At 37.2% G+C, this 23,305-nt stretch carries 21 protein-coding genes and 1 pseudogene; 3 read left to right on the top strand and 19 right to left on the bottom strand.

Annotated elements, in window-relative coordinates; all coding sequences use genetic code 11:
• The 7 genes from tadF to IPMB12_RS06170 form a co-directional block, all read right to left on the bottom strand.
• A complete protein-coding gene (gene tadF / locus IPMB12_RS06200) occupies window positions 1-684 on the bottom strand; it encodes a tight adherence pilus pseudopilin TadF (protein ID WP_166915999.1) in 684 nt (227 codons plus the stop codon).
• A 12-nt stretch (window positions 685-696) separates the two neighbouring features.
• The gene (locus IPMB12_RS06195) at window positions 697-1,170 is read right to left on the bottom strand and encodes a TadE/TadG family type IV pilus assembly protein (RefSeq protein ID WP_166915997.1); all 474 of its coding nucleotides are present in this window, start codon (window positions 1,168-1,170) and stop codon (window positions 697-699) included.
• Window positions 1,171-1,248: 78 nt separating this feature from the next.
• Complete coding sequence (locus IPMB12_RS06190) at window positions 1,249-1,449, bottom strand: Flp family type IVb pilin (protein ID WP_208293436.1); 201 nt, start codon at window positions 1,447-1,449, stop codon at window positions 1,249-1,251.
• A 112-nt stretch (window positions 1,450-1,561) separates the two neighbouring features.
• The gene (locus IPMB12_RS06185; RefSeq protein ID WP_208293435.1) at window positions 1,562-2,752 is read right to left on the bottom strand and encodes a hypothetical protein; all 1,191 of its coding nucleotides are present in this window, start codon (window positions 2,750-2,752) and stop codon (window positions 1,562-1,564) included.
• A gap of 16 nt (window positions 2,753-2,768) precedes the next feature.
• On the bottom strand, window positions 2,769-4,184 hold the full coding sequence (locus IPMB12_RS06180; protein ID WP_166915993.1) for a type II and III secretion system protein family protein: 1,416 nt from the start codon (window positions 4,182-4,184) through the stop codon (window positions 2,769-2,771).
• A gap of 44 nt (window positions 4,185-4,228) precedes the next feature.
• Complete coding sequence (locus IPMB12_RS06175) at window positions 4,229-5,065, bottom strand: CpaB family protein (protein WP_166915991.1); 837 nt, start codon at window positions 5,063-5,065, stop codon at window positions 4,229-4,231.
• A gap of 353 nt (window positions 5,066-5,418) precedes the next feature.
• Window positions 5,419-5,847: an A24 family peptidase gene (locus IPMB12_RS06170; protein WP_166915989.1), complete on the bottom strand. Its 429-nt coding sequence runs from the start codon at window positions 5,845-5,847 to the stop codon at window positions 5,419-5,421.
• 156 nt (window positions 5,848-6,003) lie between these two features.
• On the opposite strand from IPMB12_RS06170, the gene IPMB12_RS06165 reads away from it, so the two are divergent.
• Window positions 6,004-7,272 carry an RCC1 domain-containing protein gene (locus IPMB12_RS06165; RefSeq protein WP_166915987.1) on the top strand — a complete coding sequence of 423 codons (1,269 nt, stop codon included), beginning with the start codon at window positions 6,004-6,006 and terminating at the stop codon, window positions 7,270-7,272.
• Between the two features lie 80 nt (window positions 7,273-7,352).
• On the opposite strand, the gene dinB is transcribed toward IPMB12_RS06165, so the two are convergent.
• Window positions 7,353-8,417 (bottom strand): DNA polymerase IV, encoded by a 1,065-nt coding sequence (gene dinB, locus IPMB12_RS06160; protein WP_166915985.1) that lies wholly within the window; start codon window positions 8,415-8,417, stop codon window positions 7,353-7,355.
• Window positions 8,418-8,550: 133 nt separating this feature from the next.
• On the opposite strand from dinB, the gene rnt reads away from it, so the two are divergent.
• Entirely contained in the window at window positions 8,551-9,180 is a 630-nt protein-coding gene (rnt, locus tag IPMB12_RS06155; RefSeq protein WP_166915983.1) for a ribonuclease T, read from the top strand.
• 162 nt (window positions 9,181-9,342) lie between these two features.
• On the opposite strand, the gene IPMB12_RS06150 is transcribed toward rnt, so the two are convergent.
• Window positions 9,343-9,672, bottom strand: coding sequence for a Grx4 family monothiol glutaredoxin (locus IPMB12_RS06150; RefSeq protein WP_166915981.1), 330 nt, complete (start codon window positions 9,670-9,672; stop codon window positions 9,343-9,345).
• Between the two features lie 211 nt (window positions 9,673-9,883).
• Between IPMB12_RS06150 and yccS the strand changes: the two genes are divergently transcribed.
• Window positions 9,884-12,031, top strand: coding sequence for a YccS family putative transporter (gene yccS, locus IPMB12_RS06145; protein WP_166915979.1), 2,148 nt, complete (start codon window positions 9,884-9,886; stop codon window positions 12,029-12,031).
• A gap of 364 nt (window positions 12,032-12,395) precedes the next feature.
• Here yccS and nfo read toward each other — a convergent pair whose 3' ends face one another.
• The 10 genes and pseudogenes from nfo to dnaX form a co-directional block, all read right to left on the bottom strand.
• On the bottom strand, window positions 12,396-13,235 hold the full coding sequence (gene nfo, locus IPMB12_RS06140) for a deoxyribonuclease IV (protein ID WP_166917710.1): 840 nt from the start codon (window positions 13,233-13,235) through the stop codon (window positions 12,396-12,398).
• A gap of 424 nt (window positions 13,236-13,659) precedes the next feature.
• Window positions 13,660-14,661 carry a nucleoid-associated protein YejK gene (yejK, locus tag IPMB12_RS06135; protein WP_166915977.1) on the bottom strand — a complete coding sequence of 334 codons (1,002 nt, stop codon included), beginning with the start codon at window positions 14,659-14,661 and terminating at the stop codon, window positions 13,660-13,662.
• Window positions 14,662-14,718: 57 nt separating this feature from the next.
• Window positions 14,719-16,572 carry a DNA topoisomerase III gene (locus IPMB12_RS06130; RefSeq protein ID WP_166915975.1) on the bottom strand — a complete coding sequence of 618 codons (1,854 nt, stop codon included), beginning with the start codon at window positions 16,570-16,572 and terminating at the stop codon, window positions 14,719-14,721.
• 39 nt (window positions 16,573-16,611) lie between these two features.
• The gene (zntB, locus tag IPMB12_RS06125; RefSeq protein ID WP_166915973.1) at window positions 16,612-17,631 is read right to left on the bottom strand and encodes a zinc transporter ZntB; all 1,020 of its coding nucleotides are present in this window, start codon (window positions 17,629-17,631) and stop codon (window positions 16,612-16,614) included.
• 207 nt (window positions 17,632-17,838) lie between these two features.
• A complete protein-coding gene (aqpZ, locus tag IPMB12_RS06120) occupies window positions 17,839-18,525 on the bottom strand; it encodes an aquaporin Z (protein WP_166915971.1) in 687 nt (228 codons plus the stop codon).
• Between the two features lie 101 nt (window positions 18,526-18,626).
• Window positions 18,627-19,328: pseudogene (gene truC / locus IPMB12_RS06115) on the bottom strand (tRNA pseudouridine(65) synthase TruC); the annotation flags it as partial.
• Window positions 19,328-20,149 (bottom strand): pyridoxal phosphatase, encoded by an 822-nt coding sequence (locus IPMB12_RS06110; RefSeq protein WP_166915967.1) that lies wholly within the window; start codon window positions 20,147-20,149, stop codon window positions 19,328-19,330. The gene IPMB12_RS06110 and the pseudogene truC, both read right to left, overlap by 1 nt.
• A 66-nt stretch (window positions 20,150-20,215) precedes the next feature.
• Complete coding sequence (gene recR / locus IPMB12_RS06105) at window positions 20,216-20,821, bottom strand: recombination mediator RecR (protein WP_166915965.1); 606 nt, start codon at window positions 20,819-20,821, stop codon at window positions 20,216-20,218.
• The gene (locus IPMB12_RS06100) at window positions 20,822-21,160 is read right to left on the bottom strand and encodes a YbaB/EbfC family nucleoid-associated protein (RefSeq protein ID WP_166915963.1); all 339 of its coding nucleotides are present in this window, start codon (window positions 21,158-21,160) and stop codon (window positions 20,822-20,824) included.
• Window positions 21,161-21,231: 71 nt separating this feature from the next.
• Window positions 21,232-23,217 carry a DNA polymerase III subunit gamma/tau gene (dnaX, locus tag IPMB12_RS06095; RefSeq protein ID WP_166915961.1) on the bottom strand — a complete coding sequence of 662 codons (1,986 nt, stop codon included), beginning with the start codon at window positions 23,215-23,217 and terminating at the stop codon, window positions 21,232-21,234.
• Window positions 23,218-23,305 lie beyond the last annotated feature (88 nt).

Raw genomic sequence — 23,305 nt, 5'->3', positions numbered from 1 at the left:
TTAGGGTAATGGTAGTGGTATTGCTGGAGGCGTTATTGATGTTGGTGTTTCACAATTACCAGAACATCTTGAAACCACAACGCTTGATGTACAAAGCTCATTAATTCCATCACCTACACCTAAACCATTAACAGCTCTTTTAAACAAACTTTCACTATTCGCAACACATGCAGAAATTCGATACAAAGGAACCCAACGATTTAACTGTGAATACGCAGCCAAATTATATAAGGAATCAAAATCAGGTAAGCTAGAAAAATAACTTGAACTACAACCTGATACACCACAAAAACCGACGACTTCTTTTGTAGCCATACCGATATCACTCGGGTTCGACGAGCTACCTGTGATATATAAGGCCTCTACTTTTATCTCAACTGAATTTAGCCCCATTAAACCACTGAGTAAATCTTCTAACTGTTCAACTTGAGCCTGATCAATCGCTTCAACATTACCGCCACCACCACGATAAAAATAAGTTCTTTCTCTAAATGCTGTTGCTGCGGAATATGTCGAGCGGTCAAGCTTTCCCTGAAGAGCCATTGCTACATAGAAGTCATAGACTAAAAAAAGTACCAGAATAACACCTAAAAATGTCATCGCAAATTCAATGCTTAAAGCACCATGTTCATCTTTTATGCATTTTAATTTATTTAAATTAATCATCTTTTTATCTAGTAACATATTAAAATCACCTTAGTATTCTTTAAAAACAACAACCTTTCTCTCTAATACTGATTTAAACGAACTAAATAAAGAATTAGAAAACATTGGGCTATATTGATATTCAACAGAGAAAACAGCTAAGGAATGATTAATTGGTGAAGTGTAACAATTTCCACCACCATTTTTTGTAAAATTAATAGCATCATCAACAAGTGAACAATAGACAATTTCTACTTTTAAATGGGAACTAGAGGTAATTAATGGCCAGATAGGGATATCATCTGAAACTTTATCATAAAATAACTGGCTATAATTTGATTCTTCTTTTGTTTTAGCAACAAAGTATCCGCCCTCAACAGTGATGACGTCTAAAACTGATGAAACAAATAATAAACGGCAGAACTCAATAAACATAAAAATAAGTAATAAAAATAAAGGCAAAATAACAGCAAACTCTATAGATAGAACTGCTCCACTTTGGTTTTTTAAAAGTTTCTTAAACATATTTATACCTTATTACTATGTTTACTTATCATTCTAAAATGGGAACGGTAAATCCGTTCCCATTTATAGCTCTAGCTATTAAGAGCTAGATACCATACCTTTTAAGGTTGTACCTAATGTTTCGAATACTTCAGTAAGCGCTGTTGCAACTGGACCATCTGATGCGAAAACGATTAACACAACTGCTGCAACACCAGCAACAACGATTGCGTATTCAATAGCAGTAACACCTTCTTCTCTTTTGAAGAATGAACCAAGTTTTAACATTAAGTTTTTCATAATACTTTCCTATTAGTTAGTTTTTATTTCATTAAAAATTAAGTAGCACATTACAATTTGCAATGAGACTACCTTTTTGAGAAAACACTTCCTCAAAACCTGTAAAATTAACTTACTTACTTTTACTCTTAAAAAGGGAAAACTTACTTTTCTTTTTCTTATTTCCGTTAGTCGTTAATTTGTTTAATAATTTTCTTGGGCTTTCACTAATCCCAATTAATAATGTAGCAATACTCTTAACCTCTTTACTGGTATGAGCTTCTTGCAGTTTTTTATTCGAGGCAAAATAGCCTTGCTTAATATCAATTGGATGTTCTAAAAACTCAGCAATATCTTCGTCTGCAAGCATCTCTTTTTTATTAAATGGTTTATTATCATTAAGGCAGATGAAGAAACGTTTATCTGCTAATTGGTCATCACGCATAATGATTCGGTTACGTTCTTCTAAAATAGATTTAGCTACCTTAATTGAATAAGGATCACGATTAATCACAACAATAACCGTATTAGAAACAGCAAAAACATTGTTCAGCTGAGGAACAGACAAAATACTATTCAAGTTATGATCAAATACAACCAGATTGAACTTATAAATACTGTCATCCTTAAAGTCCCAGCCTGGTTTAGATGGTTCAATTCTGACACTCAAGTTATCATCTAATTCAACGATAGAACCGTCTTTTTCAATTGGCTTTTCGACAATAAAATCCATATCAAAACTACCACTGCCACCTTGTACCAGTAGCATTGGAATTTTAGAAATACGAGAGATTGCTTTAACCGTATGATAAGCTAATTGAGAAGTACCAACTCCGCCTTTACAGCCAAGGAATGTAATAATATTACCTTGTCTTTTCTGTATCTCATTCTTACCTTGCCAAAGTAACATTGGTAAGTTATCAATTTGTACATCATTTAATAGATATTTAATCCCTTTCTTTTCCAATTCATGAGCAAAAGAGATTGAATCATTACTACCAATAACATAAGCAATACTGTTTACTGGAATATACTGAGTTAAATAAGCACTAATAAATTCAACATCATCATTGGTATCAATGTCGATTAAAATTACATCAAATTCATCAAGTTCAACTTCATCTTTTAACAGTGCGAAATTGATTTCAAAGACTTGAATACGAACAATATTGTATAGAACAAGTATTGATTTCAATCTTTCCACTCTTTCAGGATTTTCAGAAACGATCGCAACTTTATAAAGAGAGATCTTTCCTTCAATACGATCTTTCCACGGGTCGTCTTTTTTCTCTTCCGTGCTTACATCACCAAATAACTTCATCACATTAACCTTGTATTTATTATTCTAAGAAACCGACACGACCTAAGAAACTTTCACTTTCATTAGTAATAGGAAACTCTAGTCGGCCTTGCTTATCATGATTATTGTTATAATTGAAAAAGATATTACGATAATCTGTACGTTCAAATGACGGAATATAAGCATTTTCAAAAGAACTTGCAGGATTAACCAATTTAACTGTTGCAAACACAACTAATTCAGTTTTATTACGTGAAGTAGATGTACTTCTGGCTAAAGCTCCAAGAATAGGAATATCACTGATGAAAGGTACCCGTGTTAAACTTTCAACATCATGCTCACTCACAAGTCCACTGATAATAAAGCTATCACCATCTTTTACTTCAATTGTAGAACGAGTACGACGAGTTGTTAGCGTTGGAATTTGATAATCATTAAAGGAATAACTACCAGATACAGAACTAAATTCATTACCAATAAGTAAACGAATTGTATCACTGGAGATTTGAGCACCAAGATCCAGTTTGATCCCATACTCTTTGTAAGTAATAGATGAAGAATTATCATCAGAACCACGTGTTACGATAGGAATTTCTCCACCCACTAAAAAACTAGCAGTTTCACCAGATAAAACTGTTAGATTTGGTTCCGCCAAAATTTTAGCTAACTCATCGTTTTGTACAGCTCTAATAATCGTTGAAACATTATTAATATCAAAACCATGCTTTAATCCAAGAAGATTAAATGTACCAACACTTGAAATATTTGTTCCACCAGAAATAATGCTATCTAAAGTTAAGTTTTGCCATTCAATACCTAATGTGTCAGTAAACTGTTTACTCACCTCAACTAACGTTAACTTTACGTTAACCTGATTATTCTTAGTAATTTGAATTTTATCGATAATATTGTCATAACGACGGTGATACATGAAAAATACATCATTTCCTGCATAGTCCGTTTTTTCTTCTCTATCATTAGATGGATCACCAACAGAAGAGCCAACTATTGCATAGATTCGTTCACGCGTTAAATCATCAGGTACTGTCCCTGATAATAAATAACTCGCTTTTTCTTGAGAAATCCCACTACCAACAAAACTACTAATTCTAATATTACTCTCAGGGAACTCTCGTTTAATTCTGTAGTGTAAATCTGGTACAATTGGATCTACTTCAACCGAATGACTTGCTAAGATTTGGTCATCTTTACCATAGATAACAAAATCAGCATATCCTCGGTTTTTAGCAAAAAGCGTCACTGTATTATCACCGACAACCCGATAGTCTGCGATTTCAGGATTTGAAACGAAAACAGTTCCCAATACTTCATCAGACTTAATCGTTTTAGATTGCCCTGGTTTTAAATAAAAAACAGCAGCTGAAGCAGTCATACTTGAAAAAAGTAAAACTGTTCCAATAAACACAGAAAAGTAAGAGCGCCAATTTGATGCCATAAATAATTGTTTTGTGTTCAAATCAATACGAATACTCATTTTAATTATTTTCCTCTCAGCTCTTTAACTTCTTGTGACTTAATTGAGCGTCCAAAAGCATCTAAATTGAAAATTGGGTTAGTTGAAACAGGCCATGCGGCCTCATCCCCTAGCAAAATTTGACTGTCATCAAGAACGGTACCGTCTGTATCAATGCTAGGAAACAAAAAGATTTTTGCATTACCTTCAAGGCTTTTTAATAATTTAACTTCCGCTTGAGAGAGTTCCACAAATAAGCGACTGCCATCCACATTGTCATTAACACCAGAACTTGTAACTTGTTGAACTTTATCAATAAGAAGCAATCTACGATTAGTCACTATTGGTTTAATTCTGGTTGTCATAAAACTATTCGTTGGGGAGACTAACTCAACTGATTTCTGTTGCCCTATACTGCGTTGGTCTGCACCATAAGCAAGATAGATATCAATGAGATCACCTTGTTTAAGATTGCTTAATAAATAAGTATCTGTTCTGGTTAATGTAAATGGATAAACTAACATGCCATTTTGTAAAGACATTTGAATATATTCAGCAGATGTTGACGGTGGAACCAGACTTGCCATAGGGATAAAAGAGTCTTGCTTGATAGCAAATTTCAATCCATATTCAGCAACATTGTCAAAGCTGAGAGCAAAATTCGCTTTTTCACCACTATTTACAGGAACTGATATAGTCTCTGCCTGATAATCAGAAGATCTAAGTAAAGAACCCGCGGGCAAATCACGTAATGCTTTAATTACTGTAATATTTTCTGTTTTTTCTTTTACAACCACAGGTTCTACAGGTTTATCTGGATCTGCTGTACTTGGAGCCGGGCGACTATTTATTACAAATAGCATTCCTAACCCAACCAATATCATTATTATGTACAAAACCGTTAACTTTTTATTCATTCTCTGCACAACTCTATAATATGAAACTTACATTAAAATTATTATTAATATCAAAAATTACAAAAATGTCATAATTGTGCAAATTTAAACATAAAAAAGAAACATAAACAATACATAAAGAAAAATAATAATTAATCAAACCGCATAAAAGTAAAAAAATAATTTACAGAATATTAAAGTAAAACTTACCAAATATTTACAATTATCAATAAGTCTTAATTCCATTATCCCTATAAAAAATAAGGAAATAGCTGTTCAATTATCGTTCAATAAAATGATGTAGATAAGATCAAAAAAGATTAGTGCAACATAAAATAGAGTAAAAAATATCCGGTATTAATAGCCACACCATATGGAATCGTTTTATTTTTCATTTTTAAGACGTAATAACAAAATAAAACAATAGCTATTAAAGGTAAGCCACAGAAACTAATCAATAAAATAAAATCGATAATATGATTTTCAGGGACAGATAACGATAGCACTGCAAGTAATTTAATATCACCAGCACCAATTCCACCCAGATAGAATAAGGCAAGACCAACAAGGAAAATAATTAAAGCACCTTTCCAGTTAGGAATGATACTAAAATAAAAAGAATTAATAATGGTAATAACAAGTAAAACCACTAAGACAATATTGTAAATTTTTCTGTACCGAATATCGGTATAACAGATATAAATAAGAATTGGCAGAATAGCACAAAAAAAAGTTATTAAATTAAACATTTCACCCTTTCATTTCACAATAAGAAAGATATAATACATAAAATATTATTATAATTATAATAAAGTGAATTAATGATATACGAAAGTAACAAACTATAAAATAATATATTTAATAAAATAAAAACAATTCATTTAAACAACGAAACTGGTAATACTATGAAAGCAATTAAGATTAAAAGAGTCTTATTAGCCATACCACTTATCTCATTCTTTTTAATGGTTGCTAAAGCAAATGCCATTGAAAATGATGTTCTCCTTTATGCTAAAGATACAGCAAACTTTGCAACAATTGCGATCTCTCCAACTACTTCTCTGGATACTGGTGTAACCATCAGTAATGAAGGGAACTTATTTATCTGGGGATTTAGAGGTTCAGGACAACAAGGTAATGGCTCAAATGTTGTTTCAAATACAGCAGCACCCGCACCTGTATTTACTTTTATGAACCAAGGTCTAAAAGTAGTTACTGCTGCCGGTGGTGCATACCACTTTGTTGCACTGGATGAATCTGGTGGGGTCTGGTCTTGGGGTCTTAATAACTACAATCAGGTAGGATGTATTTCCGGTTTAGGCGCATCAAGCACACCTTGTCGTCTACTTACTAATGCTGTGCAAATTGCTGCTGGTGAATATATTTCTTATGCCCTAACTAAAGATGGTGATGTCTATTCATGGGGGACTGGTTATTACGGTCAACGTGGGGATGGAAGTACAAAAACCCTGGATGCCGGACTGAAGAGAGTTAATCTTCCGGAAAAAATTCGTTTACTTGGTGGTGCCTATGAAGGCGGTTATGCTGTTGGATTCTCTGGTAAAATTTATGCCTGGGGTGATAATGAAGACTGTGCATTTGGTTATGGAGGTTACTCAGGTAGTGACCCTTGCAGAGGTCGTCAAGAAGTACCTAATCCACAACAACTTATTGCTACAGGTATAAATGGAAACCAGATATCATCTATTTCAGGTGGAAATGCTCATACTATTATCTTACTTGAAAATGGTAATGTATATGGGATTGGGAGAGGGAATTCTCTTGGTCAGGGAATTACTAACTACACTCAAGGAAACTCAGCCTCTCCTCGTTTAATCCTTAAAAATGTTGAATCTATCTATAATCGATATGTCGGTTCTGTAGCTGTTACTTTTGATGGGAAAATATATACATGGGGAGAGACTTCTGGTTCTGCTTTCCCGACTATTTATGGTAATAGCCCAACACTCAGAACACCATCTCTTGCTTCTGGTGAATATATTGTAAAAATAGATGGTGGTAAAGAGCACTTCTATTACACCACAAACACCGGTAAAATGTATGGTGTGGGCTATGGGGCTGCGCGTAAGTTAAATGATTCTAGTAGCGCAAACGTAGCGTGGCCAGGTGTTCGCATGACGTTTGTTGAAAATGCAATTAAAAGCTACGAATAATCAAAATTATTTATATAAATACAATAAAAGCCCACTAATCAGTGGGTTTTATTTTTCTTAAAAATCACAATACATTTATATTAATAATGTTTTAAATCCAGAATCAACTGCTTATCAAGTTGCGGGTCAAGTAAAGTGACATGAAATCCAACCAACCTTACTCCACGGTTATTACGTCTTTCATGCCAGACTTTGTGAGCTTGCCGAATTAGTTCCTCTTTATCCAGCTTATCCCAGACATGTTCCTGAGTCGTTGACTGAAAGTCATCAAACTTCAGTTTTACCCCTTGTCTGGCCACAGACAAATCACTACGGACTTTTTCAAGCCTTACTTTTAACTCTTCATATAAAGGCTCAAGTAATACTAAACACTCTTCCCAGGTATGAATATCAGTCACAAGTGTACGTTCAACGCCTACTGATTTACGCTGCCGGTCATTACTGACCTCACGGGAATCAATTCCCTGACAACGCTCATATAAAATACGGCCAAATTTACCAAATAAATTTAATAGTTTACTTAAATCATATTTAAGTACATCAGCACAAGTATAAAGACCAAGCTCTACCAGTTTTTGTTCGGTAACCTTTCCAACTCCTGGGATCTTTTTAAGAGGTAAAGCCAAAATAAACTCTTTGACCTCTTCCGGAGGAATAACATGCTGCCCATTAGGCTTATTCATATCGGAAGCTATTTTTGCCACAAACTTTAACGGAGCGATACCTGCTGATGCGGTCAGATTAAGTTCCTGAGCAATTTTTTGTCTGATATCCTGAGCAATAAGCGTTGCCGACCCTTGAAACAAAGGACAATCAGTCACATCCAGATAAGCTTCATCTAAAGAAACCGCTTCAATAATTTGTGTATAACGACGAAAGATTTGATGAATTTGCAGTGACACTTCTTTATATACATTCATTCGTCCCGGAATTATTTTTAAATTGGGACATAACTTTAAGGCTTGAGCCATTGGCATAGCACTATGTACACCATATTGTCTGGCGATATAGTTAGCAGTTGAAACTACACCTCGTTTTTTAGGATCACCACCCACAGCGATCGGCAGACTACGCAATCGGGGATTATCGCGCATTTCCACCGCTGCATAGAAGCAGTCCATATCAATATGAATGATTTTTTTCATGTGTTTCAAACTAACTCGCAGAAAAATACTGTACAAATATACAATATTTTAAATACAAATACTATAGTCCCTACCCTAATACTGTAAAAACTGGCATAATAGATGAATGTGTTTAATGTAAAAGAATAACGTTGTGTCTGAGAATAAACCTAAACTAGCTGAACGATTTCGTGGTTTCTATCCTGTTGTCATTGATATTGAAACTGCCGGCTTTGACCCTAAACTTAATGCTATGCTTGAAATTGCAGCTATCACCTTAAAAATGGATAACGATGGCTGGCTGTCTCTTGATCAAACCATGCAATTCAATGTTGAACCATTTGAAGGTGCTATTTTAGAACCTACTGCTTTAGCATTTAATGGTATCGATCCCGCTAATCCTTTACGTAATGCTGTTGATGAACATACTGCTCTTGAAGGTATTTTTAAAATGGTTCGTCAGGGAATAAAAGACAACGACTGTAATCGTGCAGTAATTGTTGCGCATAATGCCGCATTTGATCACGGCTTTCTGATGACTGCCGCTGAACGTGCCGGAATAAAACGTAATCCTTTTCACCCCTTTGCCACCTTTGATACAGCATCATTAAGTGGTCTGGTATTTGGTCAGACAGTACTGGCTAAAGCTTGTGAAACAGCTTGTATTCCGTTTGATCATAAAGAGGCTCACTCGGCACTTTATGACACTAACCGTACAGCATTACTATTTTGTGAAATGGTAAACCGCTGGAAGAAGCTTGGTGGCTGGCCACTTACCTGTTAAGAATAGAGATTGTACAACAAAGTTATACTCAAATTTGTATAAGAATGTATGAGCGCTTGTTCTTAATTCTGGTGCAGTATCAAAATATTCAATAAAACCACTTCTACAAAAATAAGAAAGCCGCTTAAATTAGCGGCTTTCTTTTATATAATCTTTAAAATACTATTTTGCCGGATGCTTTTCACCGGTCTCTTTAATCAATGTTTGTAATTCACCTGACTGGAACATCTCAATCATAATATCACAACCACCCACTAATTCACCTTCCACCCAAAGTTGTGGGAAGGTTGGCCAGTTAGCATAAGCAGGAAGCTCTGCACGGATATCCGGATTTTGGAGAATATCAACATAGGCAAATGGCACACCACATTGTGATAATACTTGTACAGCCTGAGCGGAAAAGCCACAACTAGGTAATTTTGGGGAACCTTTCATATAAAGCAGAATAGGATTTTCACTGATTTGTTTTTGAATCTTTTCAATTGTAGTCATAATTTGATCCTGAGAATGAGGTATTAGATGCCGAAATTCTACTGTATTCAGCTCGGTATAACTCATTGAGTTTACCTATTGAATCAATCGTCAATAATTATTAAATAGCTATTAGAGCTACTTAAAAGCCTTTATTTTACTAACGCTATTCATTGTTGTTGAATATGTTAGAATAATACCCTATTCCATTTCATTTGCAATCAGGTTTACTGTGACAATAGCCGCTTTTTCTTTACGTAATCTGTTTCATAGCCAAAACTTTTTTTATAGTTTACGTATCCTTATTAGCTTAATTGGCAGTACTTTTGTTCCCTGGTATCTGGGATATACCTATTTAGTTATTCCAACCACGCTTGGTGTGGTTGCGGCTGCACTGACTGATATTGATGACCGCTTCACTGGTCGTCTGGTCAATTTAGTTTTAACATTAATCTGTTTTCTGATTGCTTCATTTTCAGTTGAAATTCTCTTCCCTTATCCGTTACTCTTTTTATGTGGACTCTTACTCTCCACATTGATTTTTATGTTACTGGGTATACTTGGGCAAAGATATGCTGTCATTGCCTTTGGCTCTTTACTTATCGCAGCTTATACTATGCTTGGGTATGAAATGTATACCAATCTCTATATTCAGCCTCTTTTTCTGATCATCGGAGCACTCTGGTATAATTTACTCACATTAATCGAATCTATTTTACAACCGGTCAAACCTGCACAAGAAAGCCTGTCACAGTGCTTTCGTAGTCTTGCTCACTATCTGGATAGTAAAGCTGCAATGTTTGATCCTGATGAAGATAATGGTTTTAAAACTCAACTTATTGCTTTAACTAATGCAAATAAACAGTTAGTGGATAAGCTAAATCAAACCAAATATTCGCTATTTAACCGAATTAAAAGTGCACGTGGACAAGCCAGCTCACGCAGAATGCTCAATTACTATTTTGTCGCTCAGGACATTCATGAACGTGCCAGCTCTTCTCATGGTCAATATCAGGCCTTAAGTAAGCAGTTTCGTCATAGCGATATCCTGTTCCGCTTTGCACGTATTTTAAATCTGCAGGCCGAAGCATGTTCACAGGTTGCTAACTCTATTCACTTCAAGCAGACTTATCATCATAATCCGTTATTTGTTCAGTACTTTAGTTATCTGGATGAAGCGATTCGCCAGTTAGATGATAATTCCTGTTCCAACAGTTTACTTAGAAATTCTTTAGCCAATTTGTTTAGTAATCTGCAAGCTATTGATGTTTTATTAGCAAACATTAATTCAGAACAACAGCTCTCCGAACAGCAAGAACATAATGCATTGATTAATGAACAAGGTAATAGCTTTAAGGAGATTATCTCCAGAATTAAGCAACATCTTAGTCCTAAATCATCACTATTTCGTCATGCGATTCGAATGAGTATCGTGTTAGGTGTTGGCTATTTAATTATTCAGGCGACAGACCTGCCACATGGTTACTGGATTATTCTAACCAGCTTATTTGTTTGTCAGCCCAATTACAGTACTACACGTTATCGGTTAAAACTCAGAGTCCTTGGTACTATCATTGGTATTATTCTGGGTCTACCACTGACCTATTTACTCCCAAATATTGAAGCACAGCTTGTTCTCATTGTCCTCAGTGGATGGTTATTCTTCTTGTTTAAAAACTCCCAATATGCTTATGCCACAGCGTTCATCACTTTACTGGTATTCTTTAGTTTTGGACTGGTTGGTGAAAGTAGTGTTTCAGTAGCTACTTATCGTATTATTGCCACAATTATCGGCTGTATCATCGCCTGGCTGGCTGTCACTTTCATCTGGCCAGACTGGAAGTTCCGTAATTTATCACAAATTATTCAGCGTTTATGCCATAACGATTGTCACTATCTGGCCTTGATTGGTATGCAATATCAAACAGGAAAAACCAATGATGCTAATTATCGTCTTTCTCGCCGTAAAGCACACGAAAGTGATAGTGAACTTTCCTCATTGATTTCAACGATGTCCAGTGAACCGCACGCTGATCAGCACAAGATAGAGCAAAGTTTCAGACTACTTACACTCAATCATACGTTGTTAGGCTATATTTCTACACTTGGCGCTCATCGGGGCAAAACAATCTCAGAATATGCTCTGGCTATTTTTGATAATGTAGTGGTCTATACCATTAACACACTGAATGCTTATCAAAAAATTGATGTTGAATATACACAAATCAAACATCAACTCACTGATTTTATTGAACAACATCCTCTGAAAGAACATTCTGATGATATTCTTATCATGCAGCAACTATTACTAATCTTAGATATTCTGCCAGAAACTGCAGAACTCACCTCCCAATTAACCAATGAAAGAATGACTCACTAAAATCCTTATTACATTCTTCTTTGTGATAAAACCAGCTAAATCCCACTGATTCTCAGGTTCAATAAGGCTTTACTTCCCTTATTACTACACAGCATAAAATATTGATCGATAGCAACGATCAAATTCATATTAATTGATCGATACAAACGATTTTTTATTTACTGATAGCTAATTGATAATACAAAAGATAATTAAAAAGAGTAAATAAAATATGATTTACTTTTTTATTGCAGATAAACAATAGAAATGAAGATTAAGGAGGTGCAGGCACAGAAATTTATTTAAGGTTTTACATTTTCCCAATTTTTTGCCTCATCACCAATTGGATGAGGCTTTTTATTCGAGTCTTTACTACTAGTTTTTATTATTGTTGACTCTTAAGCCAGGCGATCTCCTCAGCCCAGATATCCGGATTAATTGTTTCTAAAATCAATGGAATATTATTAAAACGAGAATCCCGCATAATATAGCTAAACGCATCTTTACCGATATTACCAAGCCCTAAACTATTATGGCGATCAACATGACTAGCCAGTTCACTTTTGGCGTCGTTTAAATGCATCCCACGTAAATATTTAAAGCCGACTATTTTATCAAATTCACTGAAGGTCTCGTCACAGGCTTTATCGGTACGCAAGTCATAACCAGCAGCAAACGCATGGCAGGTATCAATACAAACACCAACTCGTGATTTATCTTCAACCTGATCAATAATTGCAGCTAAATGTTCAAATTTATATCCCAGATTAGAACCTTGCCCTGCTGTATTTTCAATAACTGCAGTGACACCTTTAGTCTTATCCAGTGTGATATTAATTGACTGCGCAATACGTGATAGGCACTCATCAACTGAAATTTTTCTTAAATCACTACCCGGATGAAAGTTAAGTAGTGTCAGACCGAGTTGCTCACAACGTTGCATTTCATCTAAAAAAGCCGCACGTGACTTTTCCAGCTCTGGTGCTTCCGGATGGCCTAAATTAATCAGGTAGCTATCATGAGGAAGAATCTGTCCGGAGTGATAACCATAAGTTTCACAAGCTTGTTTAAACTTATCAATGGATTCAGAACTAAGTGGTGCAGCGTGCCACTGGCGTTGATTTTTAGTAAATAATGCAAAGGCTGTGGCTTGTAATTCATGAGCACGAATTACTGCGTTTTCTACCCCACCCGCTGCACTAACATGAGCACCTACAAATTTCATCATCTCACTCCTTCTGATAAATAACATCTACCATAATCAATTCTCCGGAAATTGCCAACCTGTTATTGTTATCGATTATTCTTATCTTGGTAGAAAGCGTCGCTTAAGCATTGGTTTTATTCTGAGTTGTTATTAGCAATGGTTTGAGCGGGGAGCACGCCCCGCTGGCGTGTGTTTCTTTGGTGATGTTGCAGGTTCAGTGAGACTTGATGGCCTACCGCACTCCATAGGCACCCGCTCGAGAGCTCGCTAAGACCTATGAGGTACGCTCTCCATCAACCAATACACCTCAGTCGTTAATAACTCACTGAACAAAAGATATTGCGCCGGGCGGCGCAGTCCGCCCTAAATACCACACTAATCACAGACAAAAATAAAGCACGACATAGCCGTGCTTACTCTTTAAAAAGAATTTAACCAGGAATTACTTGTCATAATTACGCTGCAACTGATCACGTAAATTCGGTGGCGTTCCTTTAATAACTAAAGTATCTGTTTGTGGGTCCCACTTAACTCGTTCACCTAGCAAATCAGAATCAAAACCAATAGACAGACCACCACCACTACCGGTAAATTTTTTCAATTGACGAAGCGTTGAACGATCAGCCGGGAACTCTTCATCTAAATCATATTCATTATTAGCCACAAAATTCAGGAAATTTTTATCATCATCAGTTGGTAATTCTTTAGCCAGATTACTTAGCTTAATCTCTTCACCAGCCTGAATCTGCCCATTACAGTAGCTATATACCTGCTGACGGCACGCCTGTTTCTCACTCTTGTCCAGATTAATTTCCTGACAATAATCATCTACTGCCTGCACTAAACTTTTATTTTGAGCTTTGGCATTTAAACCTTCACTGGCACCCAGATAATCCATAAAGAAGTCTGAGACTTTACGCCCAACTCTGCCTCTTAAAAACGTTAAATAACGCTTAGAATCCTGTTCTGTTTGCCACTCGGTTAAATCAACACGGGCAATAATATCGGCATGATCAATATCCAGATAGTGAGTCGTTGAAATATCCAGCGTATCGCTGACCAGCATACTGTCACAACTATTTAAAACCGCAATCATCAGATATTCTACCGCTAAATAACGATATAAACAGAACACCACTGTTCCACCATCAGCAAAAGGATATTTAGCCAGTTCATTGCGAAGCTGTTTAGTTGATTCCTGAGAAAAATTTAAAAAATCCTGATTCCCCAGACGCATCTCTTTCACTGACTCAGCAAATAAGCTTTCTTCATTAAACAAACCATAGGCTTTACTTTTGTTATTATAAATACGATTAATATCAGCAATAAGATTTATAACAGGTTGATTATTTTCAAGTAGTGCATCACGTAAGACGACTTCGATATCATTTTCATTTTTTCTGACTAACTGATGTAAAACGATTTGTTCTATTTGTAAACTCATAAAATGCCTTCTTCTTAATTCGAAATGGGTATATCAAAACTAACCAAATGTTTAAATCTAACGAAATGTTTGTTGTTTAAGTTGTGCAATTAAATTATTTAAGAATATCTCAAGTTCCTGCATAAAAAGAGTATAACTGCTCTCTTTTTTACTGATGGCATCTAACTGAGACTCCCATAAAGCGGTCATATCTGGTGTTGTCGCAACATCCGGTAGATTAGCTACCAGCTGACGCCCGGTTGGAGTAGAACGAATGGTTTTGCCCTTTCGCTCTAAAAAATTACGTTTAAACAGAATCTCAATAATCCCGGCACGAGTTGCCTCTGTCCCAAGGCCATCAGTTTCCCGCAAAATCTTTTTAATATCCGGATCTTTCACAAAACGGGCAATCCCGGTCATGGCCGATAATAGTGTTGCATCATTAAATGGTTTTGGCGGTTGAGTTTCTTTACTCAACAGTTCAGCGTCAACACACGCCACAGTCTCACCTTTTTTAACCAGATTTGTTAACGCTGGACCATCTTCCTGCTCATCATCTTTGATAGTGGCGCTCTTTTTAAATAGAACCTTCCAGCCTTCAAACAGCATCTGTGTTGCTTTCGCCACAAACTTGCCACCAACAATATCCACATCAATTTGTAACTCTGCAAATTTATAAGCTGGGTAGAACTGAGCAATATATTGCAGCGCAATGGTTTGGTAAACCATTCTTTCATGCTCTGTCAGTCTGTCCATCGATGCTTTACGTAAAGTAGGAATAATCGCATGGTGAGCATCAACTTTACTGTCATTCCACGTTTTAGAACGCAAAGAAAAATCAGCCTGCTCTATCGCTTCAGTAAAATCAGCACAGTTACTGGCAATCGCCGCTTTTACGCCCTGAACCTGTCCTAAATGCTCTTCCGGCAAATAACGACTATCAGAACGCGGATAAGTAATCAGTTTATGTTTCTCATATAATGACTGACAAACATCCAGTACATCCTGCGCACTCATGCCTGATTTTCTGGCCATCTCTATCTGCAAGGAAGAGAGGTTAAACGGTAACGGTGGTGCTAATTCTTTCTTCTTATTACTGACATTCTCAATAGTTGCCGGCTGACCTTTAATACGATTAATGACATTTTCAGCCAGCGCTTTAACCAGAACCCGCCCCTCTTCATCCTGATAAGGTGCACAGGATTCACTTGGAATCCATTTGGCTTTAAAGGTCTCGCTATTTTTAGTTTCTAAAATGGCATAAACTTCAAAAAATGGTTTAGGCTGAAATTGTTCAATCTCGATATCACGACGCACAACCAATCCAAGAATTGGTGTTTGTACACGACCAACTGACAGTACGCCCTGATATCCTCTTTGCTGACCTTTAATCGTACATAAGCGGCTCATATTAATGCCATATAACCAGTCAGCACGAGCTCTGGCTAAAGCTGAGGTAGATAAGGGAATAAAGTCATTATTGCTACGTAAATTTTGAATAGCCTTTTCCACCGCTGAAGCATTTAAGTCACTAATCAAACAGCGCTGTACTTGTTTAATTTTTTCAATTGGTAGCTGACAATAATTCAGTACTTCATCAATAAGCAATTGCCCTTCTCTGTCCGGGTCTCCGACATGGACGATTTGATCGGCGTGTTTAATAAGTTCAGTTAAAACAGATAGCTGTTTTTGTGTACTGCTTTTAGGCAGTAAAATCCACTTTTCCGGCATGATTGGCAGATCGCCCAGTTGCCATTTTTTAAGCCTTTCATCATAAGCATCAGGCGGAGCCTGTTCAAGTAAATGACCAATACACCAGCTCACGATATCACCATTTCCTGAACGCAGAAAACCATCCCCTTTTTGGTGAGGCTTAGGTAACACATCCATTACAGCACGGGCCAGACTCGGCTTTTCAGCAATATATAACATAGTATTTATAAGAATAGATCGTCAGACAGATTCAACATATTACAACCACTTACGACGTCTGAGCCAAAAGATAAAAATAATCGTCATCATAATTAATACGCCAGAAAATATACCAAATGCTAACGGGCTTTCACTATATGGCATACCAGACAAATTAATGCCAAACAGACTCGTTAAAAAGGTAATAGGCATGAAGATCATGGCAAATAAACTCATCAGGTAAATACGTTTATTGGTTGACTCGGTCAGCATCGCGTTAATGAGTTCCATCAGTGATGATAAACGGAATAAACACGCATCAATATCTTCAACTGAATAACTTAAACGAGTGGCAATGTCATGCATATGTTGTCTGTCATGATCGTCAATCCAGGATAAACGTTCAGTTGAAATTCTGACATAAACATCTCGTTGGGGGGAAAGTAAACGACGTAAAATCACCAGCTGACGACGTACACGCCCAATATCTTTATTTTGAATCAGCTTTTGATCCATTGCACCATCTTCAAGTTTAATTACTTGTGAATGAACATTCTCAACCGATGCATTAGCATGTTCAGCAATAATATCTGAAAGTTGTACCAGCCAGTCAGCAACATCAACCGGGCCAACTTGTTTCTTTAAATCTTCCTGCAGCTCATTAATCGCATTAATTTTTTGATGGCGGGTCGAAATAATCAGATTATCAGTAATATAAAAACGCAGGGTTACTATCGGATCTGGCTGATTATTAGGCGTTACATTCACACCTTTCAGGACTGCCAGCATACCAACGTCAAGTCGTAACTCTTTTGGTTGTTGATTTTTACTCGTCAGGATAGAACGAGCAATATCAGGTAATAGCGGAGTTTGATTAATCCAGGCAATCGTCTCAGGTTTGAGATAATCTAAATGCACCCAACATGGATTACTTACTGTTGCCTGAGTATCTTGTGTTACAGGAATTGCACCACCTTTACCATCTAACTGACAGCAAAATACCGGTTTAGCTGACAAAAATGCCTGACTACTAATTGGTGATACAGCTTTAGCTGATGAGGAAGTTAATGTCTCTGCCATGATACTTCAATCCCTGTTGAATATTAGGGGCTATATTATCATAAATTCAAAATTTGGTGGAGAGGTAAAACCAGAAGATATATTTACGGCAGGAATAATAAAAAACTGCAATAAAATCAATAACTTGGCAAATTTTTTTTATTGCAGTCTTATTCAGAAAAATTATCACACTTGTGAGTGATACTATGATCACTCACAAGATAAGACTTATTTATCTTTAGCTAAGAATGGATACACAATACCAGCAAGAATCGCACCTAAAATTGGAGCTACCCAGAACATCCATAATTGTTCAAGTGCCCAGCCTTGTACAAATAGCGCCTGGCTAGTTGAACGTGCAGGGTTCACAGAGGTGTTAGTAACCGGAATACTGATTAAGTGGATTAGTGTTAAGCCTAAACCAATAGCAATTGGAGCAAAACCAGCCGGTGCACGACCATGAGTTGAACCAAGAATAATCATCAGGAATGCAAAAGTCATTACAACTTCTGAAATAAAGCCAGCAGTGAAGCTATAACCATCCGGAGAATGTGCGCCATATCCGTTAGCTGCAAAACCACTTGATAGTGCAAAACCATCTTTACCACTAGCAATCATATATAAAATCCATGCAGCGATAGTTGCACCGATTACTTGAGAAATAATATATGGTACGACTTCTGCAAACGGAAAACGACGACCAACAGCTAAACCAACTGTCACTGCTGGATTTAAGTGACATCCAGAGATATGACCAATTGCATAAGCCATAGTTAATACAGTTAAACCGAATGCTAATGCTACACCTAAAACACCAATATGTGGTGCTGCAAGTACTGCACTACCACAACCACCCATTACTAACCAAAAAGTACCAAATAATTCAGCGAGACAACGCTTTGATAAAGAATACATATACACTCCAAATTGTAACGAAATATAACTAAGTTATTTCGAGGCTATAATACATCAAGTTACATTCTTTTAAAGAGGGAATTAGAAAAATATTTTTAACTAAAAGTAGTTAGCAAACTCTTCCATTGTTCATCAAATTCTGCACAAACCGTCATCGGTTCTTTTGTCGCCGGATGAATAAATGAAAGTGAGCTCGAATGCAACATAAGTCTGTGAATAGAGAAGTACTGAGCAAAAGCACGATTTTGATGCAAATCGCCATGTTTACTATCACCGATAATGGGATGAAAAATATGCTTCATATGACGACGCAACTGATGCTTACGCCCGGTATGAGGAGTCAGTTCAACTAAGCTAAATCGAGATGTCGGATAACGCCCGACAGCAACCGGAATCTCAACTGTTTTTAATCCCTGATATGATGATACCGCTGATTGTGCAGGTTTATCTTTAGCTGCATATTTATCAGCAATCTTGTCCCACTCTTCAACCAGCGGGTAATCAATGGTATCACTACCTGTCAGGTAACCACGCACAATGGCATGATAAGTCTTTTTAACTTGTTGCAGTTCAAATTGCTGAGCAAGCGCACGAGCCATTTCACTGGACAGTGCCAGTAATAAGGTCCCTGAAGTTGGACGATCTAAACGGTGAACCGGATAAACATGCTGACCAATCTGATCCCGCAATGTCTGCATCACCACAATCTTTTCATTACGATCAAGCCAGCTACGGTGAACCATCCACCCTGCCGGCTTATTAATCGCAATAATATCCTGATCCTGATAAAGAATCTCAAGCATTATAAGAATATCTTTTCCAGTTCCAGGGCAATACTTGGGCTATTGTTGTCACCGATAACGCGATCAGCGATGGCTTTAATGTCGTCCTCACCATTACCCATAGCAATACCAAGACCCGCACCTTTAAGCATTGTGATATCATTATAGTTATCACCAAAAGCAACGATTTGACTCATTGGTACGCCAGATAATTTTGACCACTGTTCTAAACCAGCACCTTTATTATTCCCTGCTTTAGCCACATCTGCACGATTTGACCATGACCATTCACATGATAAATCAGGGTAAAGTGTTTCAATCTCGTGGCTAAAGGCACGCAGTGCTGGCAGATCGTGAGAACTGGTCGCAAATTTATAGACGACATTAGCTTCATCAATCACATCGATAAAACTGTCTACTTTATGCAACACTGGACGAATCTCTTCTGGTAACGAGTTAATCCATTTAAATAAACCTTCTAAGTGATCATCCAGAACTTCATATGTTGCTTTTTCATCAGTATAAATCAGTGTATGAATACCGTGTTTATTGACCAGACCCAGTAAGGTTTTAGCTTGTTCTTTACTCATCGGATTACCGGCAAGTACTTTATGCTGATTAAAATCATATAAATATGAACCATTACAGCAAATAACTGGTGTATCAAGCCCTAATTGATAATGATAAGGATAGACAACTGAATGGTGACGACCTGTTGCTAACAGAACTTTAATCCCTTTAGCGGAGATTTTTTTAATCACTTCAACGGTTTCAGGAAGAATTTCACGATTCTTATCAAGTATTGTACCGTCCATATCAAAAGCAACTGCTTTATACGTCATATCTCTTTCTCACTTAATTTTATCAGTTAATTTTCTTTTTATTTAACATTATTAATCAATAACTTACTATATTTCAATTTTTTGTCTGCCGATGAATGAATGGGAAAGTGTTGTACCATCTACCATTTCCAACTCGCCACCAACAGGTACGCCATGGGCAATTCTGGTTGCCACAATATTATGTTCCGCACACATCTCAGCAATATAATTAGCAGTGGCATCACCTTCAACTGTTGGGTTTGTGGCCAGAATCACTTCAGAAATCGATTCTTTAGAAAGGCGCTTCTCAAGTAAATCTAAACCAATATCCATCGGACCAATACCATCCAGTGGTGACAAATGCCCAAGTAATACAAAGTAGCGTCCTGCATATTGACCAGTTTGCTCAATAGCTACAATATCTGCCGGGGATTCGACTACACAAATTTGCTGACTCGCCTGACGACGTACATTAGCGCAAATCGCACAGCGCTCCCGCTCAGTAAAGGTACGACAATCAACGCAATGCCCGATTTCAGTCATCGCCTGATGCAAAGCATTAGCAAGGTTCAAACCACCACGACGATCGCGCTGTAACAATTGAAAAGCCATACGCTGAGCAGACTTAGGGCCAACGCCCGGTAAACAGCGTAATGCTTCCATTAAAGATTCAAGTAAAGGACTCGTTTGCATTTAGAAAGGCATCTTAAAACCAGGAGGTAACTGCATGCCACCTGTAACTTGTGCCATTTTCTCTTTTTGCGTCTCTTCAATACGACGAGTTGCATCATTGAATGCAGCGGCAATTAAATCTTCTAACATCTCTTTATCGTCTTCAACCATTAAAGAAGGGTCAATTTCGACACGGCGGCAGCTATGAGAACCATTAATGGTCACTTTTACCATACCAGCGCCAGACTCTCCAGTCACTTCCATTTGAGCAATTTCAGCCTGAATTTTTTGCATACGATCTTGCATTTGCTGAGCTTGCTTCATTAAATTGCCCAGACCACCTTTACCACCACCAAACATAACGACTCCTTATAAATTGTGGATGACTGTTTTAATATGTTTTCTTAAAATAACTTTTAAATAAAAAATGATTATACGGGACGTATACTCTCTTCATCAATCTGAGCATCAAAATATTGACACAATAGCTTGATAGTATCATCACCATGAATGATCTCTTTTGCCTGCTGTAGTTTTCGTTGATAAATCTCTTCCCGCAGTTCTAAAGGCGTCTTGCCAACGGTATCATCAATGACAATACTTAATTCAACAGAGGTATTGCGATGTTCAGATAAATTTTGCTGTAATGCCTGAAAACTATTTTTCGTGTTAGTATGAGCAGAAGCAGTTCTTAAATGCAATACCACATTATTATCGCTTATTTGCTCTAAAGCTGAATTGATCGCCAGCTGTTTAATCATTGGGGCTAAAGTAAGTTGTTCAATCTCTGCTGACCATGAATCAATTTTAGCGGCTTCTTCAATTAATTTAACTGTCAGTTCTGCTGTCTTTTCATGCTCCACTGACTGGCGTAAATCTTTTGGTGAAACAGTCAACGATTTATCATCGAATACGGTCTTAGCTTGCCACTGGTAAGTTTCCGCCGATTCTTCTTCATCTTCTGAATTTTGCACTGCAAACTCTTCCGGCTTTTTATAATTACCTTGCTTAATATTCGCTAACCTTTCTGATTTAATCGGCTGCGAAGACGCAACCGATTCAGACTTTTTTGGCTTTATCTCATTATTGATCAACTGATTACGAGCAGCTAAGATACTTTGTGTTTCAGATGATAAGTCCTCAGTGTTATAAGCTGGCTTGGCTTCCGGTGCAGCAGTCGGTTTAGCGTCTGGTACACTAGTCTGAACTTTTGGTGGAGTTACTGTACGTTGTGGTGCAGATTCACTTACTGGGGCTGCTCTTGACGTAGTTGAGGCTGCCTGAGCTGCTGCAGATTGATTTCTTACAGATGTCCCTGCCTGTTCCTGAAAGATTTTTGGTTGAAAAGCGACAGTGCGTAAAAATGCCATTTCAACACCAATACGCTTTTCAATTAAAGCTGGTAAATCTTTAAGACCATTTAATAAAATCTGATAGTACAACTGTACATCCTGCGGAGACATCGTCTGAGCTAAATGGCGAATGCGTTGCTCATAATTTTGATAATCACCAATGGCTGTTGGTACCAGTTGTAACATAGCAATTTGATGCAGCAGATTAATCGTATCAGATAACAAAGTATACCAGTCAGCACCTTGCTCAGCGGCTTGTTGAATTTGCGTCATCAAGGTATTCCCATCGGCACTTAAAATCGCTTCAAGCAGTGCAAAAGGAATATTTTGGTCTAAAGAACCCAGCATCGAAGAGACAGAAGCAGTATCAACCTGACCATTACCTAAAGCAATTGCCTGATCAGTCAAACTCAGCGCATCACGCATACTACCATTAGCCGCTTTGGATAATAGCTGCACGGCACGGTTTTCATGAGTGATCTGCTCTGCATTTAAAATCTTATCCAGTTGATGTTGAATCTGATTGACATCCAGCATTTTTAAATGCAGGTGCAAACAACGGGATAATATAGTAATCGGTAGTTTTTGTGGATCAGTGGTTGCCAATAAGAACTTTACATGTTCAGGTGGCTCTTCCAGAGTTTTAAGAAGCGCATTAAAGCTGCTGCGCGATAGCATATGGACTTCGTCGATTAGATAAACTTTAAAACGTCCACGTGTTGGTAAATACTGAATATTATCAAGAATTTCTCTGGTATCTTCTACTTTAGTGCGGGAAGCAGCGTCAATTTCGAGCAGATCAACAAATCGGCCTTGTTCAATATCACGGCAGTTATCACACACACCACAAGGAGTTGCTGTAATACCAGTTTCACAATTAAGGCCTTTAGCTAAAAGACGTGCGATGGATGTTTTACCAACACCACGAGTTCCGGAGAAAAGATAGGCATGATGCACACGTCCAAGCGTTAAAGCATTAGACAATATTTTTAGTACATGTTCTTGTCCAACAACGTCAGAAAACGATTTTGGTCGCCATTTACGGGCTAAGACTTGATAGCTCATACTCTTCCAGATAAATAGTCAATAATTTAAATAAAACAGGGAGACATAATACCACAAATCTCCCTGCAAAATGACTATTATCTGAATT

Origin of the sequence: Zophobihabitans entericus (assembly GCF_011745665.1) — a bacterium.
Classification (GTDB): domain Bacteria; phylum Pseudomonadota; class Gammaproteobacteria; order Enterobacterales; family Orbaceae; genus Zophobihabitans; species Zophobihabitans entericus.
The sequence above is the reverse complement of the archived record's forward strand: the minus strand, read 5'-3'. Positions and strand labels throughout refer to the sequence as shown.

Coding starts and splice junctions, on each gene's coding strand:
- tadF (WP_166915999.1), bottom strand. CDS start 684: ATGTTACTAGATAAAAAGATGATTAATTTAAATAAATTAAAATGCATA.
- IPMB12_RS06195 (WP_166915997.1), bottom strand. CDS start 1,170: ATGTTTAAGAAACTTTTAAAAAACCAAAGTGGAGCAGTTCTATCTATA.
- IPMB12_RS06190 (WP_208293436.1), bottom strand. CDS start 1,449: ATGAAAAACTTAATGTTAAAACTTGGTTCATTCTTCAAAAGAGAAGAA.
- IPMB12_RS06180 (WP_166915993.1), bottom strand. CDS start 4,184: ATGGCATCAAATTGGCGCTCTTACTTTTCTGTGTTTATTGGAACAGTT.
- IPMB12_RS06175 (WP_166915991.1), bottom strand. CDS start 5,065: ATGCTATTTGTAATAAATAGTCGCCCGGCTCCAAGTACAGCAGATCCA.
- IPMB12_RS06170 (WP_166915989.1), bottom strand. CDS start 5,847: ATGTTTAATTTAATAACTTTTTTTTGTGCTATTCTGCCAATTCTTATT.
- IPMB12_RS06165 (WP_166915987.1), top strand. CDS start 6,004: ATGAAAGCAATTAAGATTAAAAGAGTCTTATTAGCCATACCACTTATC.
- dinB (WP_166915985.1), bottom strand. CDS start 8,417: ATGAAAAAAATCATTCATATTGATATGGACTGCTTCTATGCAGCGGTG.
- IPMB12_RS06150 (WP_166915981.1), bottom strand. CDS start 9,672: ATGACTACAATTGAAAAGATTCAAAAACAAATCAGTGAAAATCCTATT.
- nfo (WP_166917710.1), bottom strand. CDS start 13,235: ATGAAATTTGTAGGTGCTCATGTTAGTGCAGCGGGTGGGGTAGAAAAC.
- yejK (WP_166915977.1), bottom strand. CDS start 14,661: ATGAGTTTACAAATAGAACAAATCGTTTTACATCAGTTAGTCAGAAAA.
- IPMB12_RS06130 (WP_166915975.1), bottom strand. CDS start 16,572: ATGTTATATATTGCTGAAAAGCCGAGTCTGGCCCGTGCTGTAATGGAT.
- zntB (WP_166915973.1), bottom strand. CDS start 17,631: ATGGCAGAGACATTAACTTCCTCATCAGCTAAAGCTGTATCACCAATT.
- aqpZ (WP_166915971.1), bottom strand. CDS start 18,525: ATGTATTCTTTATCAAAGCGTTGTCTCGCTGAATTATTTGGTACTTTT.
- IPMB12_RS06110 (WP_166915967.1), bottom strand. CDS start 20,149: ATGACGTATAAAGCAGTTGCTTTTGATATGGACGGTACAATACTTGAT.
- recR (WP_166915965.1), bottom strand. CDS start 20,821: ATGCAAACGAGTCCTTTACTTGAATCTTTAATGGAAGCATTACGCTGT.
- IPMB12_RS06100 (WP_166915963.1), bottom strand. CDS start 21,160: ATGTTTGGTGGTGGTAAAGGTGGTCTGGGCAATTTAATGAAGCAAGCT.
- dnaX (WP_166915961.1), bottom strand. CDS start 23,217: ATGAGCTATCAAGTCTTAGCCCGTAAATGGCGACCAAAATCGTTTTCT.